Below are 21,798 nucleotides of genomic sequence, written 5' to 3' on the forward strand. Positions count from 1 at the left end.
ACTTATTAAAAGTATATAAGGATGTATATGAATTTTCAACCATTAGGCGAGAGAGTCTTAGTAAAAAGAGTAGAAGAAGCAAACACTACTATGAGTGGAATTATTATTCCTGATAATGCACAAGAAAAACCATCTCGTGGTGAAGTTGTAGCAGTTAGCAAAGAAGTTACTAACTTAGCGTGTGGAGATCTTGTACTGTTTGGTAAATATGCAGGAAACGAAGTTTCACTTGGCGCAGATAAGTTTTTAGTTTTAAATTTAGAAGATATTTTTGGAATAATAGGATAAATCATGGCAAAAGAGATAATTTTTTCAGATAATGCACGTAATGCATTGGCTCGCGGTGTTGCAAAACTTACAGATGCAGTAAAAGTAACTATGGGGCCTCGCGGTCGTAATGTTTTGATTCAAAAGAGTTATGGTGCACCAGTAATCACTAAAGATGGTGTTTCAGTTGCTCGTGAGATTGAACTTAAAGATAAACTAGAAGATATGGGTGCTCAGCTTGTAAAACAAGTTGCATCAAACACTGCTGATGAAGCTGGTGATGGTACAACAACTGCAACTGTTTTAGCAAACGCAATTTTTTCTGAAGGTCTTAGAAACATCACTGCTGGGGCTAATCCTATTGAAGTTAAACGTGGTATGGACAAAGCTTGTGAAGAGATTCTTAAACACCTAAAAGAATCATCTAAAACTGTAAATGGAAAAAAAGATATTGCACAGGTTGCAACTATTTCTGCAAACTCTGACAGTGATATTGGTGATATGATAGCTGAGGCGATGGATAGAGTTGGTCAAGATGGTGTAATTACTGTTGAAGAGGCTAAAGGTATCGCTGATGAATTAGAAGTAGTAGAAGGTATGCAGTTTGACCGTGGTTATTTAAGCCCATATTTTATTACAAATACTGAAAAGATGATAGCTGAGATTGAAAATCCTTGGGTACTACTGTGTGATAGCAAAATTAATTCACTTAAAGATTTGCTTCCAGTTTTAGAGCAAGTTCAAAAAACTTCTCGTCCACTTCTTATTATTGCTGAAGATGTTGAAGGTGAAGCACTTTCAACTTTAGTTGTAAATAAGCTTCGTGGTGTTTTAAATATTTCTGCTGTTAAAGCTCCAGGTTTTGGTGATAGAAGAAAAGCAATGCTTCAAGATATTGCAACTCTAACAGGTGGTGTTGTAATAGCTGAAGAGACAGGACACAAACTGGAGGGTGCTACTATTCAACTCTTAGGTCAAGCATCTCGTGTTATTATAGATAAAGACAATACAGTTATCGTAAATGGTGCAGGAACTGAAGAAGCTGTTAAATCAAGAATAGCTGAAATTAAAGTTCAACTTGATGCTACAACTTCTGAGTATGATAAAGAGAAACTTCAAGAGCGTTTGGCAAAACTTAGTGGCGGTGTAGCAGTTATAAAAGTTGGTGCTGCAACTGAGACTGAAATGAAAGAGAAAAAAGACCGTGTTGATGATGCACTTTCTGCGACAAAAGCTGCTGTTGAAGAGGGTATTATCATAGGTGGAGGAGCTGCCTTAGTTCGTGCTGCTTCAAAAGTAAAGCTTGATTTAATAGGTGATCAAAAAATTGGTTGTGAGATTATCCTTCGTGCTGTTAAAGCTCCAATGAAACAAATAGCTCAAAATGCTGGTTACGATACAGGTGTTGTTGTTAATGCCGTAGAGGGTGCAGAGAATGAGAATGTAGGTTTCAATGCTGCAACTGGTGAGTATGTTGATATGTTTGAAGCAGGGATTATTGACCCTCTTAAAGTTGCTCGCGTTGCTCTTATTAACGCTACTTCAGTTTCAAGTCTTCTTTTAACTACTGAAGCTGCAATATATGATATTCCAGAAGAGAATCCAGCAGCTGATATGGGTGGTGGTGGAATGCCTCCACAAATGGGAATGCCTGGTATGATGTAGTCCATTTTCTACCAATTTAGCAGACCTCAAGTTATTTTGAGGTCTCCTCTCTCATCTAACGCTTCAATTAAAGGATTTATATGCAAGCAGACTATTGGCATAATCTATGGGAAACAAATGAAATCGGTTTCCATCAAGGTGATACAAATCCATTTTTATTAGAATTTTTTTCTCAGTTAAAACTAAAATCAAATAGTAGAGTATTTATCCCTTTATGTGGTAAAACACTAGATATTTCATGGATGCTAAAAGAAGGATATAGAGTTGTTGGTGTAGAACTAAATGAAAGTGCAGTTAAAGAGCTTTTTAGAACGTTGTCAGTAGAACCCAAGCTTAAAGAGATCGGATCGTTGACTCTATATAGCGCAAAAGATATTGATATATTTGTCGGGGACATTTTCAATTTAAATAAAGAGATACTAGGTAGTGTAGATGCTATATATGATAGAGCAGCACTTGTAGCACTTCCCAAAGAAATGCGTATAGAATATACCTCACACTTAATGGATATAACTTCATCGGCACCGCAGTTTTTGATAAACTTTGAATATGAGCAAAGGCTAAAAGAGGGTCCTCCATTTTCAATTAGTAAAACTGAAGTCCAAAATCATTACAGTAAATTTTATGATATTAAACTTCTAAAAAGTTTTAAGATAGAAGGTGGAGGTTTTGCAAAGATAAATGCTTATGAAAATATTTGGTTACTCAGCTCTTAACTACAACGACAATTTCTTCTCGATTAAATAGTCTTTACAGAATCTTCACTATTTGGACGTAATTAAAAAATTGGGGGTTTGAGAATAGCTTCAAAGTTCAGTATATTGGTAAGAAACCAAGGTGTTTCTATAATGGATTATAAAAAAGCTCTAAAAACTGTCCAAAATGCTCTTCAAAAAATATAATTAAAATAGGTAAAAGAAGAGGAATTCAGAGATATTTATGCAAAGATTGTAAGAAGAAGTTTCAACATCAAAGACGGCCAGAACAACTCCAAAAAATAATATTTCAAGAATACTTTTTACAACGCCAAACACTCAAACAATTAGCAGCCAAATATAACAAATCAATACCTTGGGTCATGAAGCAAAGAGATGAATATGAGGTAGAATGTAAGGTTCATAATCCAAGAGCAGTAGATTTAGTTTGTGATGCTACTTTTTATGGCAAACGAAGGGATAAGTTAGGTATTTTAGTATTTAAGGATGTTGAGTCCAAAGAAATACTAATTTGGAAACATATTGAAAGTGAGATAGTACAAGATTACAGATACTTAAAAGAAAAACTACTTGAACTTGGATATACCATCCAAAGTGTAACTTCAGATGGTAAGAGAGGCTTGTATAAAGCATTTAAAGATATTCCAATGCAAATGTGCCACTTCCATCAAAAAAAGATTGTACAAAGATATATTACAATACGACCAAAATTAGAAGTTAGTAAAGACTTAAAGAAAATAGTTTCAAGACTTACAAGAAATTACATATCCAAAATACAACTAATGCTCAGGAAGGTGGAGTATTCTCATACATGAAAAAATATGATTAGTTTACATCGGGGAATTAGTAAAGGTTTGAAGATAACTTTGGTAGATTACTATCTACTAAATTATCAAAAAAAGTGAGTTTTTAAACCCCCGATTTTTTAATTAAGTCTTCTTTGTTAAAATGTTTCACTGTGTACTCTCTAAATCAATAAATATTTTTTCAAACACACCAGGTACTTCATCTTAGTCTATAGCTATGGAAAGATGATTAATGATTTCTAAAAGTTTTTTATGGTCATCATCTAGTGTTTTTATTCCTACGCTTAATCCGTCATTCCATTGAATCATATTTCTATATTGCTAGTGCAAGAATTCAACTCAATAGTAAAACAAGCACCGCCATTTATATTTGCTACATGTAGCTTCCCATTGTGGTGATTTTCAACAATAGTTTTAGACATATAAAGACCCAATCCTGTACCGTTTCTTTCATCCTTAGTTGAAAAGTATGGGTCAAATATTTTTTCAATTACCTCTTGTGGTACCCCGCCACCATTATCTTCAATAGTAATAATATTTTTATCAGTAGTGATTTTTATTTGAGGATTTTTAATCTGCTTTTCTTTAAAGTTATCTTGCGCATTTTGTAGTATATTTAAAATTACTTGCATCATTTCACTATCGTATACCTCTATCTTTTCTTTAGAATTATGCTCTTGAATTACCTCTACATTTGCACTATCGAGGAGAGCTTTAATAATATTTAATGCTTTGTCTATAACTACTGACAACTCGACTGAAACGGATAGTTTATTTGTTTTATAAAAGTTTCTAAAGTCATTTATTGTCAATGTTAGATTTTGCACAAAATCACTTATGTCACCAAGTTTTTCATATAAGTAATTAATAAATTCTTCTTTACCTTCTTGAGTATTTAAGTCGTATATAGCCAACTCTACTTTCATCTCTATGTCTAGTGTTGTTGTAGAAATAGCTGATAGCGGTTGTCTCCATTGGTGAGCTATCATACTTATCATTTCACCCATTTGAGCTAGTCTTGACTGCTCTATAAGCTGTTTTTCTTGTCTCCTGCTTTTTTCAGTCTCTTCTTTGATAGATACAATGGCTTTTTCCAAATTTTTTGTTTTTTCAAATAGGTTTATATATAGGTTTATCCTGTTTAAAAATTGATACTTTTCAATAGGTTTGGTGAAGTAGTCAATTGCTCCTACCTCGTACCCCTGCTTTATAAACTCATCTGACTTAAATGCAGCAGTCAAAAATACAATGGGTATATCTTTTGTCTTGGGATTTAGTTTTAAAAACTTGGCAGTTTCAAATCCGTTCATGCCTGGCATCTGTATATCTAAAAGTATTAAATCTATATCTTGAACTAAAACAATTTTTAAAGCCTCTTCACCGCTTAAAGCTTTTATGATATTTATTTTTTTTGTATTTAGTTTATTCTCTGTTAGTAGACTCTCTAGCGAATATAAGTTTGCTTCTACATCATCTACTGCTAATATATTTATAATCATTCAACTTCCTTTTTGAAGAGCTTATTTTTTTTATTTGTAAGGGCTGTGTAGTTATGTTCTTTAGGAATGACTTCGCTCTCGCCTAATACTAAATAGCCATTTTTATATAATGACTGATATATGGTGTCAAAAACAGTTTTTTGAAGCTTGTCGTCAAAGTAGATAAGAACATTTCTGCAAAAGATTATATGAAATTCATTAATAGAAGAATCCGATACTAAATTATGTTTGAAAAAAAGAACCTTTTCTCTTATGTGCTCTTTTATCTCTATGTATTCATCTTTTATATTAAACCAGTTTTCGAACTTCTTTTTACCATTACTCTCAATATAGTTTTGTGCAAATTCGTTTAACTCACTTTTTGTAAATAGGGCATTTTTAGCTTCATTTAAAATAGTGCCATTAAAGTCTGTAGCATATATTTGGCTTTTGTCTAACAAACCTGCCTCATCAAGCATTATTGCAATACTATACGGTTCATCTCCTCTTGAACACCCGGCACACCAAACTCTAATGGATGATAAATCTTCTATATTTGGCAGTATGTATTTTCTAATTTGTTTGAATACTTCCGGATTTCTAAAAAATGTGGTTACATTTATTGAAAATGCTTGCAGCAGTTTAGTAAAGACATTGTTATCATCAAGCACCAATGACTCAAACTCTTTAAAGTTAGTTATTGAATAATTGCTCATTATTAGTTCTATTCTTCTTGCCAATGATTTTCTGTCGTAATACCTGAAATCATAACCGTAGATAATAAATATATTTTCTAGAAAATGTTCAATCTCATCATCAATATCAACACTTGCTGACAAAAGTGAGTTTAAGTAATTATTAATATGTTTTAATTGTAGTATTTTTGTGTACTTTTTTGTCTGTATAGCATTTAGTAGCATGTCTTTTGCTTCACACTCTTTAGGATCTTCTATTATAATCTTAGAATTGTTTTCATGCAGCTCTTTAAGCGACGAACTGCCGTCTTTTCCATAACCACATAATAGTATTGCAAGAAGTGAGTTTGTATATTCATAAACCAAAGATTTAAATGTTATATCGATAGAAGGTCTTGCAAAGTTTAGTTTTTCTTTATCGTCAAGATATATAAAACCATCTACTACAAGCAAATTGTTGTTAGGCGGTGCAATATATATAGTGTTTTTTTCTACATGCATGTTTGAAGTTGCTTCACAAACTTTGTATTTTGTTATACTTTGTAGGATGTTACTAAGGTAGCTTTTCTCATTTGGTAAAATATGAATAACAACAAAAACAGAAATGTCTACGTAGGGTAGGGACTCTATTATTGACATAGCTTTTTCTAGGCTTCCCGCACTACCACCAATAGCAATAGCCTTGATTGGTTCTTTTGTATTTTTATGTTTTATATTCGTAAAAGAATCTATACATTTATTTTTTAAACCAAATTTGGATAGATAACTCCATAAATTTCTTTGAGTAGTTGTAATAGTAAGTCTATCTTTTAGTTTAAATAACTCTTTTATAACTAAAGAAGGGATAGATTGAATATCAATAAAAGTAATTTCAAATAACATTTTTTTATTCTCATTATTCAACTCTTTGTGCAACTCAACAATGTCAATATGATGACTTATACTATTTTCAATTAGTATTTTTTTTATATTTTGATTGTGTGAGATATGAATCATTATTTCTCAACCCAAGCACAAATAATTTCCATCAACATTTTCATCTGAAGAGGTTTGGTTATATAGTCATCATACCCAGCATCAAGTGCATTTTGTCTATCTTCACTTAATGCCTTTGCAGTTACGGCTATAACTGGTATATCTTTTGTTTTTGTATTCTCTTTTATGATTTTAACAGCTTCATAACCATCCATAACAGGCATCATAACATCCATTAGAATTATATCTACATCTATGTTAGTTGAGAGTGTGTCAATAGCTTCTTGTCCGTCATTTGCAGTAATAACATCTGCACCTTTTGAGCTTAGAGCTTCAAGAAGTACATATATATTTCTTATGTCATCATCAACTACCAACACCTTTTTACCAGTTAAATCTACGCTCTCTTTGGCATTTGTTGTGCTCTGTATATTTACTCTGCTCATAAACTCATGAATCTCGTCATCACTGTTTTTAATCTCTTGTATAACACTTGTGATTTCACTGTCAGTTACAGGCTTTTGAATATAACCCTCTGCTCCATACTCTTTTGTGAGTTTAACTCTATGATCACCAGAGATTACAAACACCGGTATTTTTCTTAAAGATGAATCTGTTTTAAACTCTTTTAAAAGGTCAATTCCATCAATGTCTGGAAGACCTAAATCCAGTAAGACACCTTTTATATTGTATGACCTTGCTAAAGCTAGTCCTGAAGTACCAGTGTGGGAGATTAGTGCATATTCACCTTGAGAGTTTATCTTCTCTTTTAGTATATTTGCAAAGTTTTCATCATCTTCTATTATTAGGAACGGTTTGTCATTTGTTTGTAATGCAGACCTGTCATCATTTATCTCTACATGTAACGCTGTCTGCTCTATCTTCTCTTTAGGTTTCTCACTCTCTTTGTTATCTATATTTGGAATGATAATGCTAAAAGCACTACCTTCATTCTCTTTTGAATCCAGTAATATCTCTCCATGCATCATTCTTATAAGTTCTAAACTTATTGAGAGTCCAAGACCAGTTCCACCGTACTCTCTGCTTGTTCCGCCGTCTGCTTGTTGAAAAGCTTCAAATATAGACTCTTGTTTACTCTTAGGTATTCCTATCCCCGTATCGCACACTGATATTTTTATTTTATTATCTGCTGCATTCTCTACATGTAGAGTTATTGAGCCACTCTTCGTGAACTTAAGAGAGTTTGAGATTAGGTTTCTTAGAACCTGTCCTAGTCTGTCTCTATCATTTTTGATTAGACCCTTGTAGTCATCTACAGTTTTAAATGTAAGATTCTTTTGTTTTGCAATCTCTTCAAACTGTACTTGAAACCCGTCACACAGCTCGGTTGATTGAAATTCATCTATAATCAACTCCATCATACCAGCTTCGATTTTAGACAGATCAAGCACATCCCCAATAAGTTTTAGTAAATCATTCCCACTGCTGTTTATTACATGTGCTTTTTTAACTTCGTTCTCATCCAAATGATTTGAGTTGTTCTCTTGGAGCATGTCTGAGAGTAAAATAATAGAGTTTAGAGGAGTTCTTAGCTCATGAGACATATTTGCTAAAAACTCTGATTTATACTTAGTAGATGCAGTTAAATCTCTTGCTTTTTTCTCCAGTTCGTTTTGTGACTTAAGGAGTGAATCGTTTTGAACTTCTAGCTGTTGGTGTTGCTCCTCCATCTGAGCATTAGCCTCTTCTAGCTGTTGCTGCTGCTCTTCCATATTGGCATTAGCCTCTTCAAGCTTTTGTTGTTGCTCTTGCATCTGAATATTTACAAACTGGGTTTCTTCTAGTAGATTTTTTACTTTTTGGTTTTGAGTGGCAGTTGAGAGTGCCGTTGTTATTACTCTATTTGATGCATTAAAAAATTCTATCTCTTTATCAGTAAACAGCTCGTTCGAACCAATCTCTACAACTCCATACAATTTATCTTGATACGTAAGCGGAAAAGTATATATATTTAGCGGTGATTGACTTATGGTTGCTGTATTAATACTTAATTGACTAACCTTTACATCTTTTAGCAAAATAGGTGACATTTGAAGTGCTACTTGTCCAATAGTCCCTTCTCCAAGTTTAATAGTATTACGAGAGTCGTCCGTTTGAATATAAGCGTAAGTTCCCTCTAGAATTAATAGTTTATTCTCATGATTATAACTGTATAAAACTCCAACCCCTGCATGCAGATAATTGCCAAGATGTTCAATAGCTATCTTACTAACATCTGCTACGCTGATATCGCCTGTTAGTTTCTCGTTGAGTGTGCTTAGTCCATCTTTTATCCATACCTGCTTCTCGTTGGATTTAATGGTTCTATTTAGCTCATTGGTTAGGAGGAGGTCTTTTTCTCTTACTTGTGTTAAGTCAAACAGAGTGTTTATTCTTATAGTTTTTTTATTGTTAATAATATTTAAGGAGCTGCTTAATGTGGGTATTGGTGTTAAGTCTTTTTTTACAAGTGTTAATTCGTAAGCTTCTACTGAATCATGCTTTAAAGCTTCTTTGATTTTTTCTAATTCTGATTCTAATACAAAATCTAATATATTCTTACCTATTATTTCTGATTTATTTTTATATCCAAGTACTGTAACTCCGGCTTTGTTAATATCTATAATTTTTTGATTTTCATCTGATAGAATTATCATCTCCATTGTCATATCAAGCAGGTCTTGAAAATTGTCATTAGATTCTTTTAAAATAACGTTTTTACTATCTAAATCATCCAAGTTGTTTTTCAATAACCTGCTGTACCTTCTACTAATAAAAAAACTTCCTAAAATCAACAATCCCACAAGTATAGAAACAAGATATATAAATGAGTTTTGCTCTAAGTTTTCAATATCTTTCATATCAATTGTCTTGAGTGATTTAAATACTATAACGTACCCCATAGGGTTTCCATATATGTCTGGAATATGGTAAGTAGTAGAAAGGTAATTATTTTCATGATTAATACTATACTGCTCTTGTTTATTTATATACTTAGAGACTCCATTAGATTTTATTATTTTAAGTAGCTCTTCTTTTGCATCAAGATTAGCAACATAGTAGTCATCAATAAATTTTTTTGAAAATGCTTTAGTTAGCTGTTTTTTATATTTTTTATCTGCTAAAATAACTGTCTCTAGACCATCTTCTAATAGTTTTTTTGCTATAGAGTTAAACTTGCTTATTATTTCAATAATACCTATAAATTTTTTACCGTCATAAATAGGAACTATTGATTTAAAAGTCATATCAAATTTGCCTACGCTTATTGTTGATGTAATCTTAGGTTTCTTTAATAAAGATGCTATGTCTAATCTAATCCCACGTATATCCTCACCCTTTTTTTTCACCCAACTTTTATAAAAACTTATACCATCTTTAGTTACTACATGAAACCATACATTTTCATACTTTGTATTGTTCCTTAAGATTCTTGAAAAATTATCAAGATGTACAGAACCTGGTTTATTATTGATTATTGAATCTATTATATTTTGGTTTATACTAAGTGCCAGTGCTATAGCCATAGTAGACTCTTTCTTGTCTTTAACGAATAGTGCAACTTCTTTATGTATGTTATTTGTTATTTTTTCATAGTTTGAGTCTACCATCTCTTTTATCTGTTTATTTTTGATTTGACTTGATATTATTAAAACAGTGGCCATTACAACTATTACAACTATAAATATAGCAATATTAAATTTATTATTATTCTTCTTCATTATTTCTCAACCCAAGCACAAATAATTTCCATCAACATTTTCATCTGAAGAGGTTTGGTTATATAGTCATCATACCCAGCATCAAGTGCATTTTGTCTATCTTCACTTAATGCCTTTGCAGTTACGGCTATAACTGGTATATCTTTTGTTTTTGTATTCTCTTTTATGATTTTAACAGCTTCATAACCATCCATAACAGGCATCATAACATCCATTAGAATTATATCTACATCTATGTTAGTTGAGAGTGTGTCAATAGCTTCTTGTCCGTCATTTGCAGTAATAACATCTGCACCTTTTGAGCTTAGAGCTTCAAGAAGTACATATATATTTCTTATGTCATCATCAACTACCAACACCTTTTTACCAGTTAAATCTACGCTCTCTTTGGCATTTGTTGTGCTCTGTATATTTACTCTGCTCATAAACTCATGAATCTCGTCATCACTGTTTTTAATCTCTTGTATAACACTTGTGATTTCACTGTCAGTTACAGGCTTTTGAATATAACCCTCTGCTCCATACTCTTTTGTGAGTTTAACTCTATGATCACCAGAGATTACAAACACCGGTATTTTTCTTAAAGATGAATCTGTTTTAAACTCTTTTAAAAGGTCAATTCCATCAATGTCTGGAAGACCTAAATCCAGTAAGACACCTTTTATATTGTATGACCTTGCTAAAGCTAGTCCTGAAGTACCAGTGTGGGAGATTAGTGCATATTCACCTTGAGAGTTTATCTTCTCTTTTAGTATATTTGCAAAGTTTTCATCATCTTCTATTATTAGGAACGGTTTGTCATTTGTTTGTAATGCAGACCTGTCATCATTTATCTCTACATGTAACGCTGTCTGCTCTATCTTCTCTTTAGGTTTCTCACTCTCTTTGTTATCTATATTTGGAATGATAATGCTAAAAGCACTACCTTCATTCTCTTTTGAATCCAGTAATATCTCTCCATGCATCATTCTTATAAGTTCTAAACTTATTGAGAGTCCAAGACCAGTTCCACCGTACTCTCTGCTTGTTCCGCCGTCTGCTTGTTGAAAAGCTTCAAATATAGACTCTTGTTTACTCTTAGGTATTCCTATCCCCGTATCGCACACTGATATTTTTATTTTATTATCTGCTGCATTCTCTACATGTAGAGTTATTGAGCCACTCTTCGTGAACTTAAGAGAGTTTGAGATTAGGTTTCTTAGAACCTGTCCTAGTCTGTCTCTATCATTTTTGATTAGACCCTTGTAGTCATCTACAGTTTTAAATGTAAGATTCTTTTGTTTTGCAATCTCTTCAAACTGTACTTGAAACCCGTCACACAGCTCGGTTGATTGAAATTCATCTATAATCAACTCCATCATACCAGCTTCGATTTTAGACAGATCAAGCACATCCCCAATAAGTTTTAGTAAATCATTCCCACTGCTGTTTATTACATGTGCTTTTTTAACTTCGTTCTCATCCAAATGATTTGAGTTGTTCTCTTGGAGCATGTCTGAGAGTAAAATAATAGAGTTTAGAGGAGTTCTTAGCTCATGAGACATATTTGCTAAAAACTCTGATTTATACTTAGTAGATGCAGTTAAATCTCTTGCTTTTTTCTCCAGTTCGTTTTGTGACTTAAGGAGTGAATCGTTTTGAACTTCTAGCTGTTGGTGTTGCTCCTCCATCTGAGCATTAGCCTCTTCTAGCTGTTGCTGCTGCTCTTCCATATTGGCATTAGCCTCTTCAAGCTTTTGTTGTTGCTCTTGCATCTGAATATTTACAAACTGGGTTTCTTCTAGTAGATTTTTTACTTTTTGGTTTTGAGTGGCAGTTGAGAGTGCCGTTGTTATTACTCTATTTGATGCATTAAAAAATTCTATCTCTTTATCAGTAAACAGCTCGTTCGAACCAATCTCTACAACTCCATACAATTTATCTTGATACATAAGAGGGAAGGTATATATATTTAGCGGTGATTGACTTATGGTTGCTGTATTAATACTTAATTGACTAACCTTTACATCTTTTAGCAAAATAGGTGACATTTGAAGTGCTACTTGTCCAATAGTCCCTTCTCCAAGTTTAAGAGTATTACGAGAGTCATCCGTTTGAACATAGGCATAAGTAGCCTTCATGGTTAATATTTTATAGTCATGATTGTAACTGTATAAAACTCCTACTCCTGCATGCAGATAGTTACCAAGATGTTCAATAGCTATCTTACTAACATCAGCTACACTAATATCGCCTGTTAGTTTCTCGTTGAGTGTGCTTAGTCCATCTTTTATCCATACCTGCTTCTCGTTGGATTTAATGGTTCTATTTAGCTCATTGGCTAGGAGGAGGTCTTTTTCTCTGTTTTGTTCCACTTCTGTTTTTACTCTATTTTCTAATGATTCGGTCAATTCTACAAGCTGCTCTTTCTGCTTTTTCATGCTGCTATTTGCTTCTTTGAGCTCTTCTTGCTGCTCTTGAAATTTGTTAAGTGGCAAGAGAACGCCTTTTAGAAGAACCCAGTATTCAGTTGCCGCTATTATTATTAATAATATAACGGAGATAATAATTAAATCTTTTTTTAGCTCATTTGAGCTACTTAAAATTTCTTCTTCATCTATTTCTGATAAAATAGCCCAATCTAAATCTTGACCGATCTTAAGAGGACTGTAAGCGGACAATACTGAGTTGCCATTGTTTGTTTTAACTAATTTTGTATCTTGCTTTCCTTCCAACGCTTCTGTAACAGCTTGTGTATTAAAAGTATTTAATAATGGAGCAGAAGAACTGCTACTTCTAATCAGCTTATCTTGTCCTATGAGGTAGTCCTCTTGAGTGTCTCCATACCCTTGTTTAAATTGCATAATCTTACTTATACTTTTATCTGATATTTTAAATACTAAAACAGACGTAAGTGTACCATTTGTGTATATAGGAGCACCTAGAAACATAATTTGAGAGTTGTCACTAGGAGCATAAGGTTTCATATCTACATACACAGCTCTTTGTAAAGCAATAACTTTTTTCCAGACTTCAGTCAGAGCGGAATTTTTCAAATTTCCAGTTTTCAGATTTTCTCCGAGGTCTGACTCCTTTTCTGCTGAATACATAACATGTCCATGTTTTGCACACACTATAAGAAGGTCGTAATAGTCATACTCTTTAGTGAAATTTTGAAAAAATTCCTCATGAGGCTTAACATTTTGTATAGCAACAGGATGAGTCGCCGGATATGGCTCATTACCTTTTGCTTTTAGCTGGTTGTGGACATATATTAAATCAGTTACGAGGTCTCGCGTGTTTGAAGCTTTGGCTAATACATTTATATGACCAATCTTTTCATTTAAAAATTTTTTAATTTGAGCATTTTTAGTTTTATTTATTGAGGTTAAACTATGATATTCATGTTCCATCATTGTTCGTTTTGAATCTATTACAGAAAGAGTGCTGCCAATAGTTGCTAGTACAATTAGACCAATCAGTGTAATAGATACTATTTTTGTTTTTAGTGTGATTTTTTTAAACATTTATACTCTGTATGTGGTAAAGGCCCTAAAAAGGTAGAACCTTTTTTATTTATTCAAAAGATAGGTTATCTAGCTTCTTTAATCGCGTCAAGTGCAGCTTCGTAGTTTGGCTCATCAGTTACTTCTTCAACAATCTCTTTATAAACAACACTGCCGCTTCTGTCAATAACAAAAATAGCTCTTGCACTAAGACCTTTTATCTTCCCATCTTCCATCAGTACGCCATAAGCTCTACTTACATCTCTATTTATGTAGTCAGATACTACTGTTAGATTTGCAATACCTTCCGTACTGCAAAAGCGCTCAGATGCAAATGGTAAATCCATAGAGACTACAGTTGTTTCACATATATCTAAATTATTAAGATCCTCATTAAACCTTCTTGTCTCAGTAGCACATGTATCAGTGTCTAATGAGGGAACAGTAATTATTAGCTGTATTTTATCTTTTGCTCCACCAATTTCAACATCGTTTAAATCAGTGCCAATTGCAATAACAGATGGCGCTTTATCACCTACGTTGATAGTTGTTCCAGTTAGGTTGACAGTAGCACCTAAGTGTTTTATTTTTGCCATAAAATTTCCTTAATTATTTTTATTAATATTATCATAAAGTAAATATAATTTATCTTATTTGATATTAAAAACTATTCTGAATCTCTTTTATATCTTCTATCTTGTCCATAAAAACTCTTTTCTTTGAAATAACATAATTTATCTGTTCACTGTTTATTTGTGAGAACTGTGTTTTTGATGTTTTAACTGTCTTAAAAAGATAGTTTCGTCTAGATGTCAAAAAGAGTTCTATTTTTTCAAAGCCAAAATTCTTTTTGACAACTTCCAAAATATCATCAGAACTTGGAATATTTAGTGTGTGTTTAGTTGGATTTTTCTCAAATATTTCTACCTGTTTATCAATCATCTCTTTTACAGCGAAGATACTATCTTCGGTTACTTGATGGTAAGAGTAGCTAAGTGCACCGTTAAAAAAGGCGAATTTTTTATGCAGCGCTCTTATGTTTCCTAAAATTGCTCTGTGGTAAGAGAGTATAATATTTTCATACACTTTGGCAACAAATTGACGTGTGTTTGCAAACTCTAAGTCAGATGCTATCTCTCTGTTTTTTTTAATCAGCTCATAAGGCTCTTGCCACGACTGTACTGCATGTTTCAAGATGCGAAAAACATCTCTGAAATCTTCACTGCTTTGGAGTTGTATATTTTTCAAGTGAGCCATTGTAGCTTTGACTTGCTTGTCCAGAGACTGATTCTCGTAAAATAGCTTTTGCATAATTGCTTCACTATCTACATGTAGCGTCTCATATGTATGAGTTTTGATAACATTTTGGCGAAGCAGACTCTTCTTTTGTGTGTAATAGCTTGCATTCTTTGTTGTAATGTTTTGATAGATAGTGTCTGCAACACTCTGCAAAATAGACTCTATCTGTCCGGAAGTTAGGATTAAACTCTTGGAGTGTTTCGCATAAACTGAATCAAACGCTTCTAAAATCTCACTCTCTTTTTTTACAAGTATCTCCACTAAGCTTTCATAGACGCTAAGAATAGTCTCATACTCTTTTATTAATATATCGCAGATAGAGCTTAAATCTTTTTTGATTGCATAAGCTTTTGAGGCTTTTGCCTGAGGTCTGATTGTGTTTTCTATAAAATTAAGAACCTCTGAGATATTTGAACTCTCCATTAGCCTCTTGTTATTTGAATTATCTTGTTTTTTTATACTCTCAATCTCTTTTGAGAACTTTGCAAAATCATCATGAAAAAATGTAATGTCTTTTTCATCTCGGTTAATGCTGCTTGACTCTTTAAATGCTTTTTGTAAAGAGTAAAGAGCTGTGTCAATTAACACCGCTTTTTGATTGACCCTTGAGTCAAGAGCCTGTTTAGCCGAGATTGGTATTACTTCTGAGAAGAAAGTGCTGAAATTCTCTTTTATATACGAGAGAGTTGTCTCAACTTGCTCGGGAGTGAATTTGTCTTTTTGGTTTAAGACACAAAGAGATTTGTCTTTGAAGTTTTCTAAATACTCCTGAAGCACCTCCGCTTCGCTCTCTTTTCCTGCATTGTCAAGGAGTGTCAGCCAGATTATCCCATCTACATCGCGCAAAATCTTTTTTGTGACTTGGGTATCACTAAGCGACTGAGAGTTTAGACCTGGAGTGTCTACAAAAGTTATATCTTTTAATATATCCATAGGGACATAAAGGGTTAGATATTTTATATCTTCAACGGCTTTTCTTTGGTCTGTAAACTGAGCTATCGTCTCTAGGGCGTGGTACTCGTTTGCTCCATTGTTATAGCTAACTTTTAGTTTATACTCCTCACCGTAATTGATGAAGTTTACCTTGGATGTAACAGGGGTAATTCCTGTTGGGAGGATGTCCTTGGAGAGCAGGGCGTTTAAAAATGTTGATTTTCCAGAAGAAAATTGCCCTGCAATAGCTACTTCCATCGGATACTTGCTACGGCGTAAAAGCTTGTTAAAAAGATTTTTTAGCTGAATAGATGGTAAAAACTTCTCATTTAAAAGTGCTTTTTGAATACGCTTTATCTCACCGCTTATACTCTCATCAAACAGCTCCTCTTGAAGAAACTGCTCTTTATACTCTTTTACAATGGCCTCTAAGTGTTTCATAGTGCAGACCTTTTTGCAATGAGTTCTATGTTTTTTATCCGTTCATGTAGTTGTTTAGATTTGTCATTTCGAGTGCTCTCGTCTTCATTTATGAATGCAATATGATTTTGCAGAAGTTCTTCGTTTTTCGTAACCCTGTTATTTAAAGTGTCGAGCGGCTCTCTTAAACTGCTAAAAAACTCTTCGAGTAGTGTTTGACTTAGATTTAGAGCTTTTTGTTTTACCTGCTCTTGCAGATATATAAACTCATCTTTTATAATAGTGGCTATTTCATCATCTATGTTGGTTAGTTTAGAGAGTGAAGCACTCACTAGGACTTTTGAGACTCTTCGTATAAGTGTTTCGCTGTTGGCTGTTAAAAAGCCTTTTTTAAAAGCGTCGTCAAAGGGAGTTTGGTTAATTTCTTCAATTTCATCATATTGCAGAGTTATAACCTCAAAAATTTTAGATGTTTTTTTAATAAATTTGTAACGGTATTCACGAATAATATCAACCAACCCATGTTTTAGTGCAGTTTGTATAATTCTGCTTATAGAAGATATCAAAGGTGCTTTTTTCTCTTTTTCGAGGCAGTAGAGAGTCTCATCCATAAGACGCTGCTTTATAATATTTTGCAGCTCTCTTAAATCATTTTGCAGATTGTTTTGAAGTGTTTGAAGGTAGTTTGAGGCCTCTGCTTCATAACCTGCTATTTGATCTTTTAGACGCTTAGAAGCCTCCTCTTGTTTGCTTTTTTCAACTTTTAAGAGTGCTAGCTCTGAGTTGATTTCATCTTCTGTTTTAAAAAGAAGTGAATTCTCAAACCTTAACTCTTCAATCTGTGCATGTATGACTCTTTGCAAACGGCTTTTAGCTGAACGGATAATAAGCGAACTGCGGGCATTCGTTTTTCCAAATAGGGTCTCTTGGAGATACTCTTCAACTTCCACTATTCCACTCTGTTTTAGTGTAAATCCAGCATCTTCCGCCTCTTTGGCACGTCCCGTTTTGTGCAGCAGCGCCATTTTCCCTGAGAGTGCTATAAAGTGAAGTGTTTTAAGAACGAAGTCAAGTTTTGAACCGCTGTTTTGCTCATGTAGCTTACGCTCAATACTCTCTCTCGTATATGCTATAACCTCTTGAACATCTTTACTGCTTACCATATCTATGCGAGTTATAACAATAAGAACTTTTGTTATGTTTTGAAATAAGACAGCATCAATAATAAACTCTATATCCTTTTGAGTAGCACTTTGACTCACATTCATCAAATGCAAAAGTACATCACATTTGGATATGTACTCTTTAGTTATCTCTTCACGCTGTACAACAATATCATCAAGACCAGGAGTATCTACTATCTCAATTGAATCACGTAAATAATCCAGAGGAGTATACAGCTCTACATGTTTTACAAGGTTGCATTTTTTATCACTTGCACCGGCAGAGGTGTAGTCACTTAGTTTGTCAATTTCTATCTCATCCTCACGCGATGAATCCAATATATAGCTATCTAAATCATCTTTAAAGTGGTTTTGAGTTTGCTCAACAAATTTGGCAATCGAAGCAATGCTTTTGGCACTGTTTTTTATATGCTGCCACTGAGATTTGTTCCAATATATGACTTTTGCTAATGGCGTTCTGCTGTACTTTACAATGGTTAGATTTGCAGTTTCAGGAACAACACTTGTACCCAAAACCTCTTTTCCCATAAGAGCATTAAGCATCGTAGATTTACCGGCGTTCATAACACCGGTTATTCCAATGGAGAAAACCTGCCCGTTAAGGTAATCTGCGATTTTTTCTAATTCACTACTAGAGTTAACAACTTTTTTTAACTCAAATATATCTACTAAAAGTGCCTGCTTCTCTGCTTTAAAATCTTTATCTATTCTTTTTGTGCTTACTTCTATTTCGTCATTTTCGTTAAATACAGATGGGTCAAAAAGTGAGATTAGTTTTTCTAAAGAGAGCTTGTCTACAAGAGACTCTTCTTGTAGGTAGGCAAAAGCATTATGTAGATGTTTAATATTGCCCTTTGTTCTATGCTCTAAAAAATGTTTAATAATAGTGTATTGAAGATGGTAAAGTGCATCTAAATTCTCAATTATTTGCGGAGTAAATTCTAAGCAAAGCTGGTGAAAACTTTTTAAACTTGATATATTTTCAAAACTCTTACGATTGAGTGTTAAGATTAGTGCCGATATCTCAAAAAAAGTTTCATCATCAATTTTTTCATCTATAGTAGTGCTGTTTTCAATAGAGGAGTGCATTGCATGATAAAGTAAAAAATAGTTACTAACTAAGCTGATGAGAATCCTTTTTGTGATTAAAGATTAATTATGGGATTATATCAAGTATACTCCAGAATTGGAATTTTATTAGTATCTTTTATATATAATCTTTTTAAAAAAATACAGAGAGTTTAAATGCAAAATCCTTTTGAGACTGGTCATATTAAAAATTATATACTTCTTTACGCAAGTGTCGTAGTTATCATGATACTTTTTTTTATAGCGTCTACACTTTTTAATGATGTTAAAACAATGGATAAAAAAGTATTCAACAGCGAGGTTGGCGAAACTTTACATGTAGATAATAGAAAAGATGTTGTAGAAGAAAAAAGTGAACAAACTAAATTTAAACTTCTGGACAAAGCCTACTAACAACTCCGACAAAATACTATATTTATCTAGTTGAAAGCTGTAAATATATACAATTCCTTTAAATGACCGATGGTCAGTCATTTATTAAAGAGGTAAATATGGCAATTATAGTCGACAAGGTACAAAAGAGAAAAGATATAGCCCTCTCATGTAAAGAAATAGTCTTTGAAAATGGTATAAAAAGTTTAACAATCTCTAGTTTGGCAAAAACAGCAGGTGTTGGCAAAGGTACTATTTATGAATATTTTAAAAACAAAGAAGATATTGTTTTTGAGATTTTAAATATTTCTATACAAGAGAGAAATAAAATCTTAGAGAGTAGACTTTCAGAGATAGCTGTAACAAAAGATAAAATCAAACTATTTTCCAGCTTTTTTTATTGTGATGAAGATATAGAACTTAGAGCTCTTTACAAAGAGTTTATATCAATCGCTTTAAGTTCCCCAGATAAAGAGATGATTGAATTTCAAACAGAGTGTCATAATGCCTATTTTTCATGGTTTGAAAAAATTATTCAAGATGCCATAGATAACAACGAAATTATTGAAGAGTCAAAAAAACTCGCCAGAGGGTTGTTTGTTTTTGCAGAGGGGATGTTTATCTCCAGTCAAGCTACCAACTCAATTGATAATCTTAAACAAGAGATAGATGATTTTATAGATTCACTATTTGACTTAATAGAGGTGAAAAAATGATTAAATTACTTCTTTTACTTGTCCCCGTATTTATATATGCAGAGGACTTGAAATCACTCCTTGAGTATGCAAACCAAAACAATAATTTAGTTGTATCAAAAAAATTGACAAAAGACGCAAAAGCTAAAGAGGTGGATGCTCGTGAGAGCTCATTTTACCCAACTATCGATGTAGGAAGTTCATTACAAAGTTTAAATGAGAGGTCTCCTTTTAGCCCCGGAGTAGTTTATAGCGGGTATGCAAAAGTTGGTTTTGATATATATGACGGTGGAAGAAAGTCGTCTATGTTGGAACAAAAAATAAGTGAACATAAAGCTAGTAACTTCGATGTAGAAGCTATGAAAAACAGTATAACTCTGCAGATTGTGCAAGACTTTTATACACTAAAGAGTTTAGAGGCTTCTTTGCTTTCAAGAGATGATGCAAAAAAATCTTTAATGGCACAGCTAGAGCGTATGCAAAGGTTTTACGGTGCAAAAGTTGCGACTAAAGACGATGTAGAGAGGCTCCAATCGGCGTATGATACAAATATCTATGAGATAGAGTCAATTAAACTTCAGATTCTCAGCGTTAAAAAGTCACTGGAGTTAAAGGTCACAAAAGAGATAGGTACATTAGAGAACTCAAAGTTTAAAGAGTTTGTTCAAAGTGAGTATGAATTATCAGACGGCATAAAGTCTTTAACAGCTACACAAAACTCAATTCTAAGAACTGCTGAGGCTATAAGCAGTTCTTATTATCCTCAAGTTAGAGTTGAAGATACTTATAGTTTATATGGTTATGACAAAACAGACGCCTTACATCCAGAAGGTGCAGATAATCAAAATAAACTTTTATTGACACTAAATTTAAGAGTGTTTGATAACGCTTCCATAGAAAAAGAAAAAGAGGCGGTTGCTATAAATGCACAAGCTTTAGGGAGTGAAATAGAGTATAAAAAACAGGAGCAAAAGCTTCAATATGAAGTGGCGCTCTCTCGTATAAAAACAAGCAAAGTAAAAATTACAAGTGCTAAAAGTGCTTTGGTTTCGGCAAATAGTGCTTTTGAACTAATTAGCAAGAAGTATGATGCTGGAATTGTCGACAATATAGTTTATCTTGATGCTTTGAACACTCAAACAAATGCAAAAGCACTTTATGAGACATCACTTAATGACTTGGAAATAGCATATGCTATCTACTACCACTACGCCGGAAAAAATATAGAGGAGTTTTTACAATGAAAAAAATAATAATAGGAATGCTTAGTCTAATAATAAGTTTAGGTGCTTCAGAGATATATGCAACGTTTAACATCGAAGCAGATAAGAGTGCAAATTTGGCACTATTTTCGGGTGGTATTATAGAAAAGGTACATGTAGATATCTCGTCTGTTGTAAAAAAGGGCGACAGATTGGTAGAACTTCAAAATGACGACCTAAAAGCGGCTTTGCAGATTGCCGAAGCTTCGTTGGATAATGCAGAGGTCTCTTTAGCGTTTGCTAAAAAAGATTACGATAGACAACTTCTTATAAAAGACCTTATCGATGAAGCAAAGTTTGACCAGTATGCTCTTGTGTATGAGAAAGCAAAAGTAGTAGCTAAACAAGCGAAGGCAAACTTGGCTTATCAGAAATCTCTTTTAGATAAAACAATACTTTACGCTCCGTTTGATGGAGTAATCTTTGAAAAAAGTGTAGAAGTTGGTGATGTGGTAAGTGGAATGATGCTTAGAACTATTTTGAAAATTCAAAGTAAAGATAAAAGAAAACTAATTTTAGAGTTTGATCAAAAGTACTGGAAATTAGTTAAAGCTGGAGATAGTGTAAAGTACACAGTTAACGGTGATGCGAAGAGCTACAAAGGGAGAATATCTAAAATATATCCACATGCAAACAGCGATAACAGAAAGATGAAAGCAGAAGTTCAGGCGAGTGGTTTCATAGTTGGTCTATTTGGCGAGGGGTATATAGTTATACCTGATACAAAGTAGTTTT

14 protein-coding genes and 1 pseudogene are annotated in these 21,798 nt (G+C 33.3%); 8 read left to right on the plus strand and 7 right to left on the minus strand.

The window, feature by feature from the left end; translation table 11 throughout:
- Window positions 1-27: 27 nt before the first annotated feature.
- The 4 genes and pseudogenes from groES to HUE87_RS03235 all read left to right on the plus strand — a co-directional run.
- On the plus strand, window positions 28-288 hold the full coding sequence (gene groES, locus HUE87_RS03220) for a co-chaperone GroES (protein ID WP_194367302.1): 261 nt from the start codon (window positions 28-30) through the stop codon (window positions 286-288).
- A 3-nt stretch (window positions 289-291) separates the two neighbouring features.
- Window positions 292-1,932, plus strand: coding sequence for a chaperonin GroEL (gene groL, locus HUE87_RS03225; protein WP_194367303.1), 1,641 nt, complete (start codon window positions 292-294; stop codon window positions 1,930-1,932).
- An 80-nt stretch (window positions 1,933-2,012) separates the two neighbouring features.
- Window positions 2,013-2,648, plus strand: a complete 636-nt coding sequence (tmpT, locus tag HUE87_RS03230; RefSeq protein WP_194367304.1) for a thiopurine S-methyltransferase — start codon at window positions 2,013-2,015, stop codon at window positions 2,646-2,648.
- A gap of 167 nt (window positions 2,649-2,815) precedes the next feature.
- Window positions 2,816-3,463 (plus strand): annotated as a pseudogene (locus HUE87_RS03235) (IS256 family transposase, variant Zn-binding type); the annotation flags it as partial.
- A 296-nt stretch (window positions 3,464-3,759) separates the two neighbouring features.
- On the opposite strand, the gene HUE87_RS03240 reads toward HUE87_RS03235, so the two are convergent.
- The 7 genes from HUE87_RS03240 to HUE87_RS03270 form a co-directional block, all read right to left on the minus strand.
- Window positions 3,760-4,953 carry a hybrid sensor histidine kinase/response regulator gene (locus HUE87_RS03240; protein WP_194367306.1) on the minus strand — a complete coding sequence of 398 codons (1,194 nt, stop codon included), beginning with the start codon at window positions 4,951-4,953 and terminating at the stop codon, window positions 3,760-3,762.
- Window positions 4,950-6,623 (minus strand): CheR family methyltransferase, encoded by a 1,674-nt coding sequence (locus tag HUE87_RS03245; RefSeq protein WP_194367307.1) that lies wholly within the window; start codon window positions 6,621-6,623, stop codon window positions 4,950-4,952. Before HUE87_RS03245 ends, HUE87_RS03240 begins: the two co-directional genes overlap by 4 nt.
- Entirely contained in the window at window positions 6,623-10,324 is a 3,702-nt protein-coding gene (locus tag HUE87_RS03250; protein ID WP_194367308.1) for a response regulator, read from the minus strand. Before HUE87_RS03250 ends, HUE87_RS03245 begins: the two co-directional genes overlap by 1 nt.
- Window positions 10,324-13,830 carry a GAF domain-containing hybrid sensor histidine kinase/response regulator gene (locus HUE87_RS03255; RefSeq protein WP_194367309.1) on the minus strand — a complete coding sequence of 1,169 codons (3,507 nt, stop codon included), beginning with the start codon at window positions 13,828-13,830 and terminating at the stop codon, window positions 10,324-10,326. The genes HUE87_RS03250 and HUE87_RS03255 overlap by 1 nt, the downstream gene beginning before the upstream one ends.
- A 65-nt stretch (window positions 13,831-13,895) precedes the next feature.
- The gene (gene tpx / locus HUE87_RS03260; RefSeq protein ID WP_194367310.1) at window positions 13,896-14,405 is read right to left on the minus strand and encodes a thiol peroxidase; all 510 of its coding nucleotides are present in this window, start codon (window positions 14,403-14,405) and stop codon (window positions 13,896-13,898) included.
- A 64-nt stretch (window positions 14,406-14,469) separates the two neighbouring features.
- A complete protein-coding gene (locus HUE87_RS03265; RefSeq protein WP_194367311.1) occupies window positions 14,470-16,482 on the minus strand; it encodes a dynamin family protein in 2,013 nt (670 codons plus the stop codon).
- Window positions 16,479-18,734 (minus strand): dynamin family protein, encoded by a 2,256-nt coding sequence (locus HUE87_RS03270; RefSeq protein ID WP_194367312.1) that lies wholly within the window; start codon window positions 18,732-18,734, stop codon window positions 16,479-16,481. Before HUE87_RS03270 ends, HUE87_RS03265 begins: the two co-directional genes overlap by 4 nt.
- Window positions 18,735-18,890: 156 nt before the next feature.
- Between HUE87_RS03270 and HUE87_RS03275 the strand changes: the two genes are divergently transcribed.
- The 4 genes from HUE87_RS03275 to HUE87_RS03290 all read left to right on the plus strand — a co-directional run bounded on the left by HUE87_RS03275 (window position 18,891) and on the right by HUE87_RS03290 (window position 21,794).
- Window positions 18,891-19,127, plus strand: a complete 237-nt coding sequence (locus tag HUE87_RS03275) for a hypothetical protein (protein ID WP_194367313.1) — start codon at window positions 18,891-18,893, stop codon at window positions 19,125-19,127.
- A gap of 98 nt (window positions 19,128-19,225) precedes the next feature.
- Window positions 19,226-19,822: a TetR/AcrR family transcriptional regulator gene (locus HUE87_RS03280; protein ID WP_194367314.1), complete on the plus strand. Its 597-nt coding sequence runs from the start codon at window positions 19,226-19,228 to the stop codon at window positions 19,820-19,822.
- On the plus strand, window positions 19,819-21,045 hold the full coding sequence (locus HUE87_RS03285; RefSeq protein ID WP_194367315.1) for a TolC family protein: 1,227 nt from the start codon (window positions 19,819-19,821) through the stop codon (window positions 21,043-21,045). Before HUE87_RS03280 ends, HUE87_RS03285 begins: the two co-directional genes overlap by 4 nt.
- Window positions 21,042-21,794: an efflux RND transporter periplasmic adaptor subunit gene (locus HUE87_RS03290; RefSeq protein ID WP_194367316.1), complete on the plus strand. Its 753-nt coding sequence runs from the start codon at window positions 21,042-21,044 to the stop codon at window positions 21,792-21,794. Before HUE87_RS03285 ends, HUE87_RS03290 begins: the two co-directional genes overlap by 4 nt.
- Window positions 21,795-21,798: the final 4 nt, after the last annotated feature.

It is taken from the genome of Candidatus Sulfurimonas marisnigri (genome assembly GCF_015265475.1).
Lineage (GTDB): Bacteria > Campylobacterota > Campylobacteria > Campylobacterales > Sulfurimonadaceae > Sulfurimonas > Sulfurimonas marisnigri.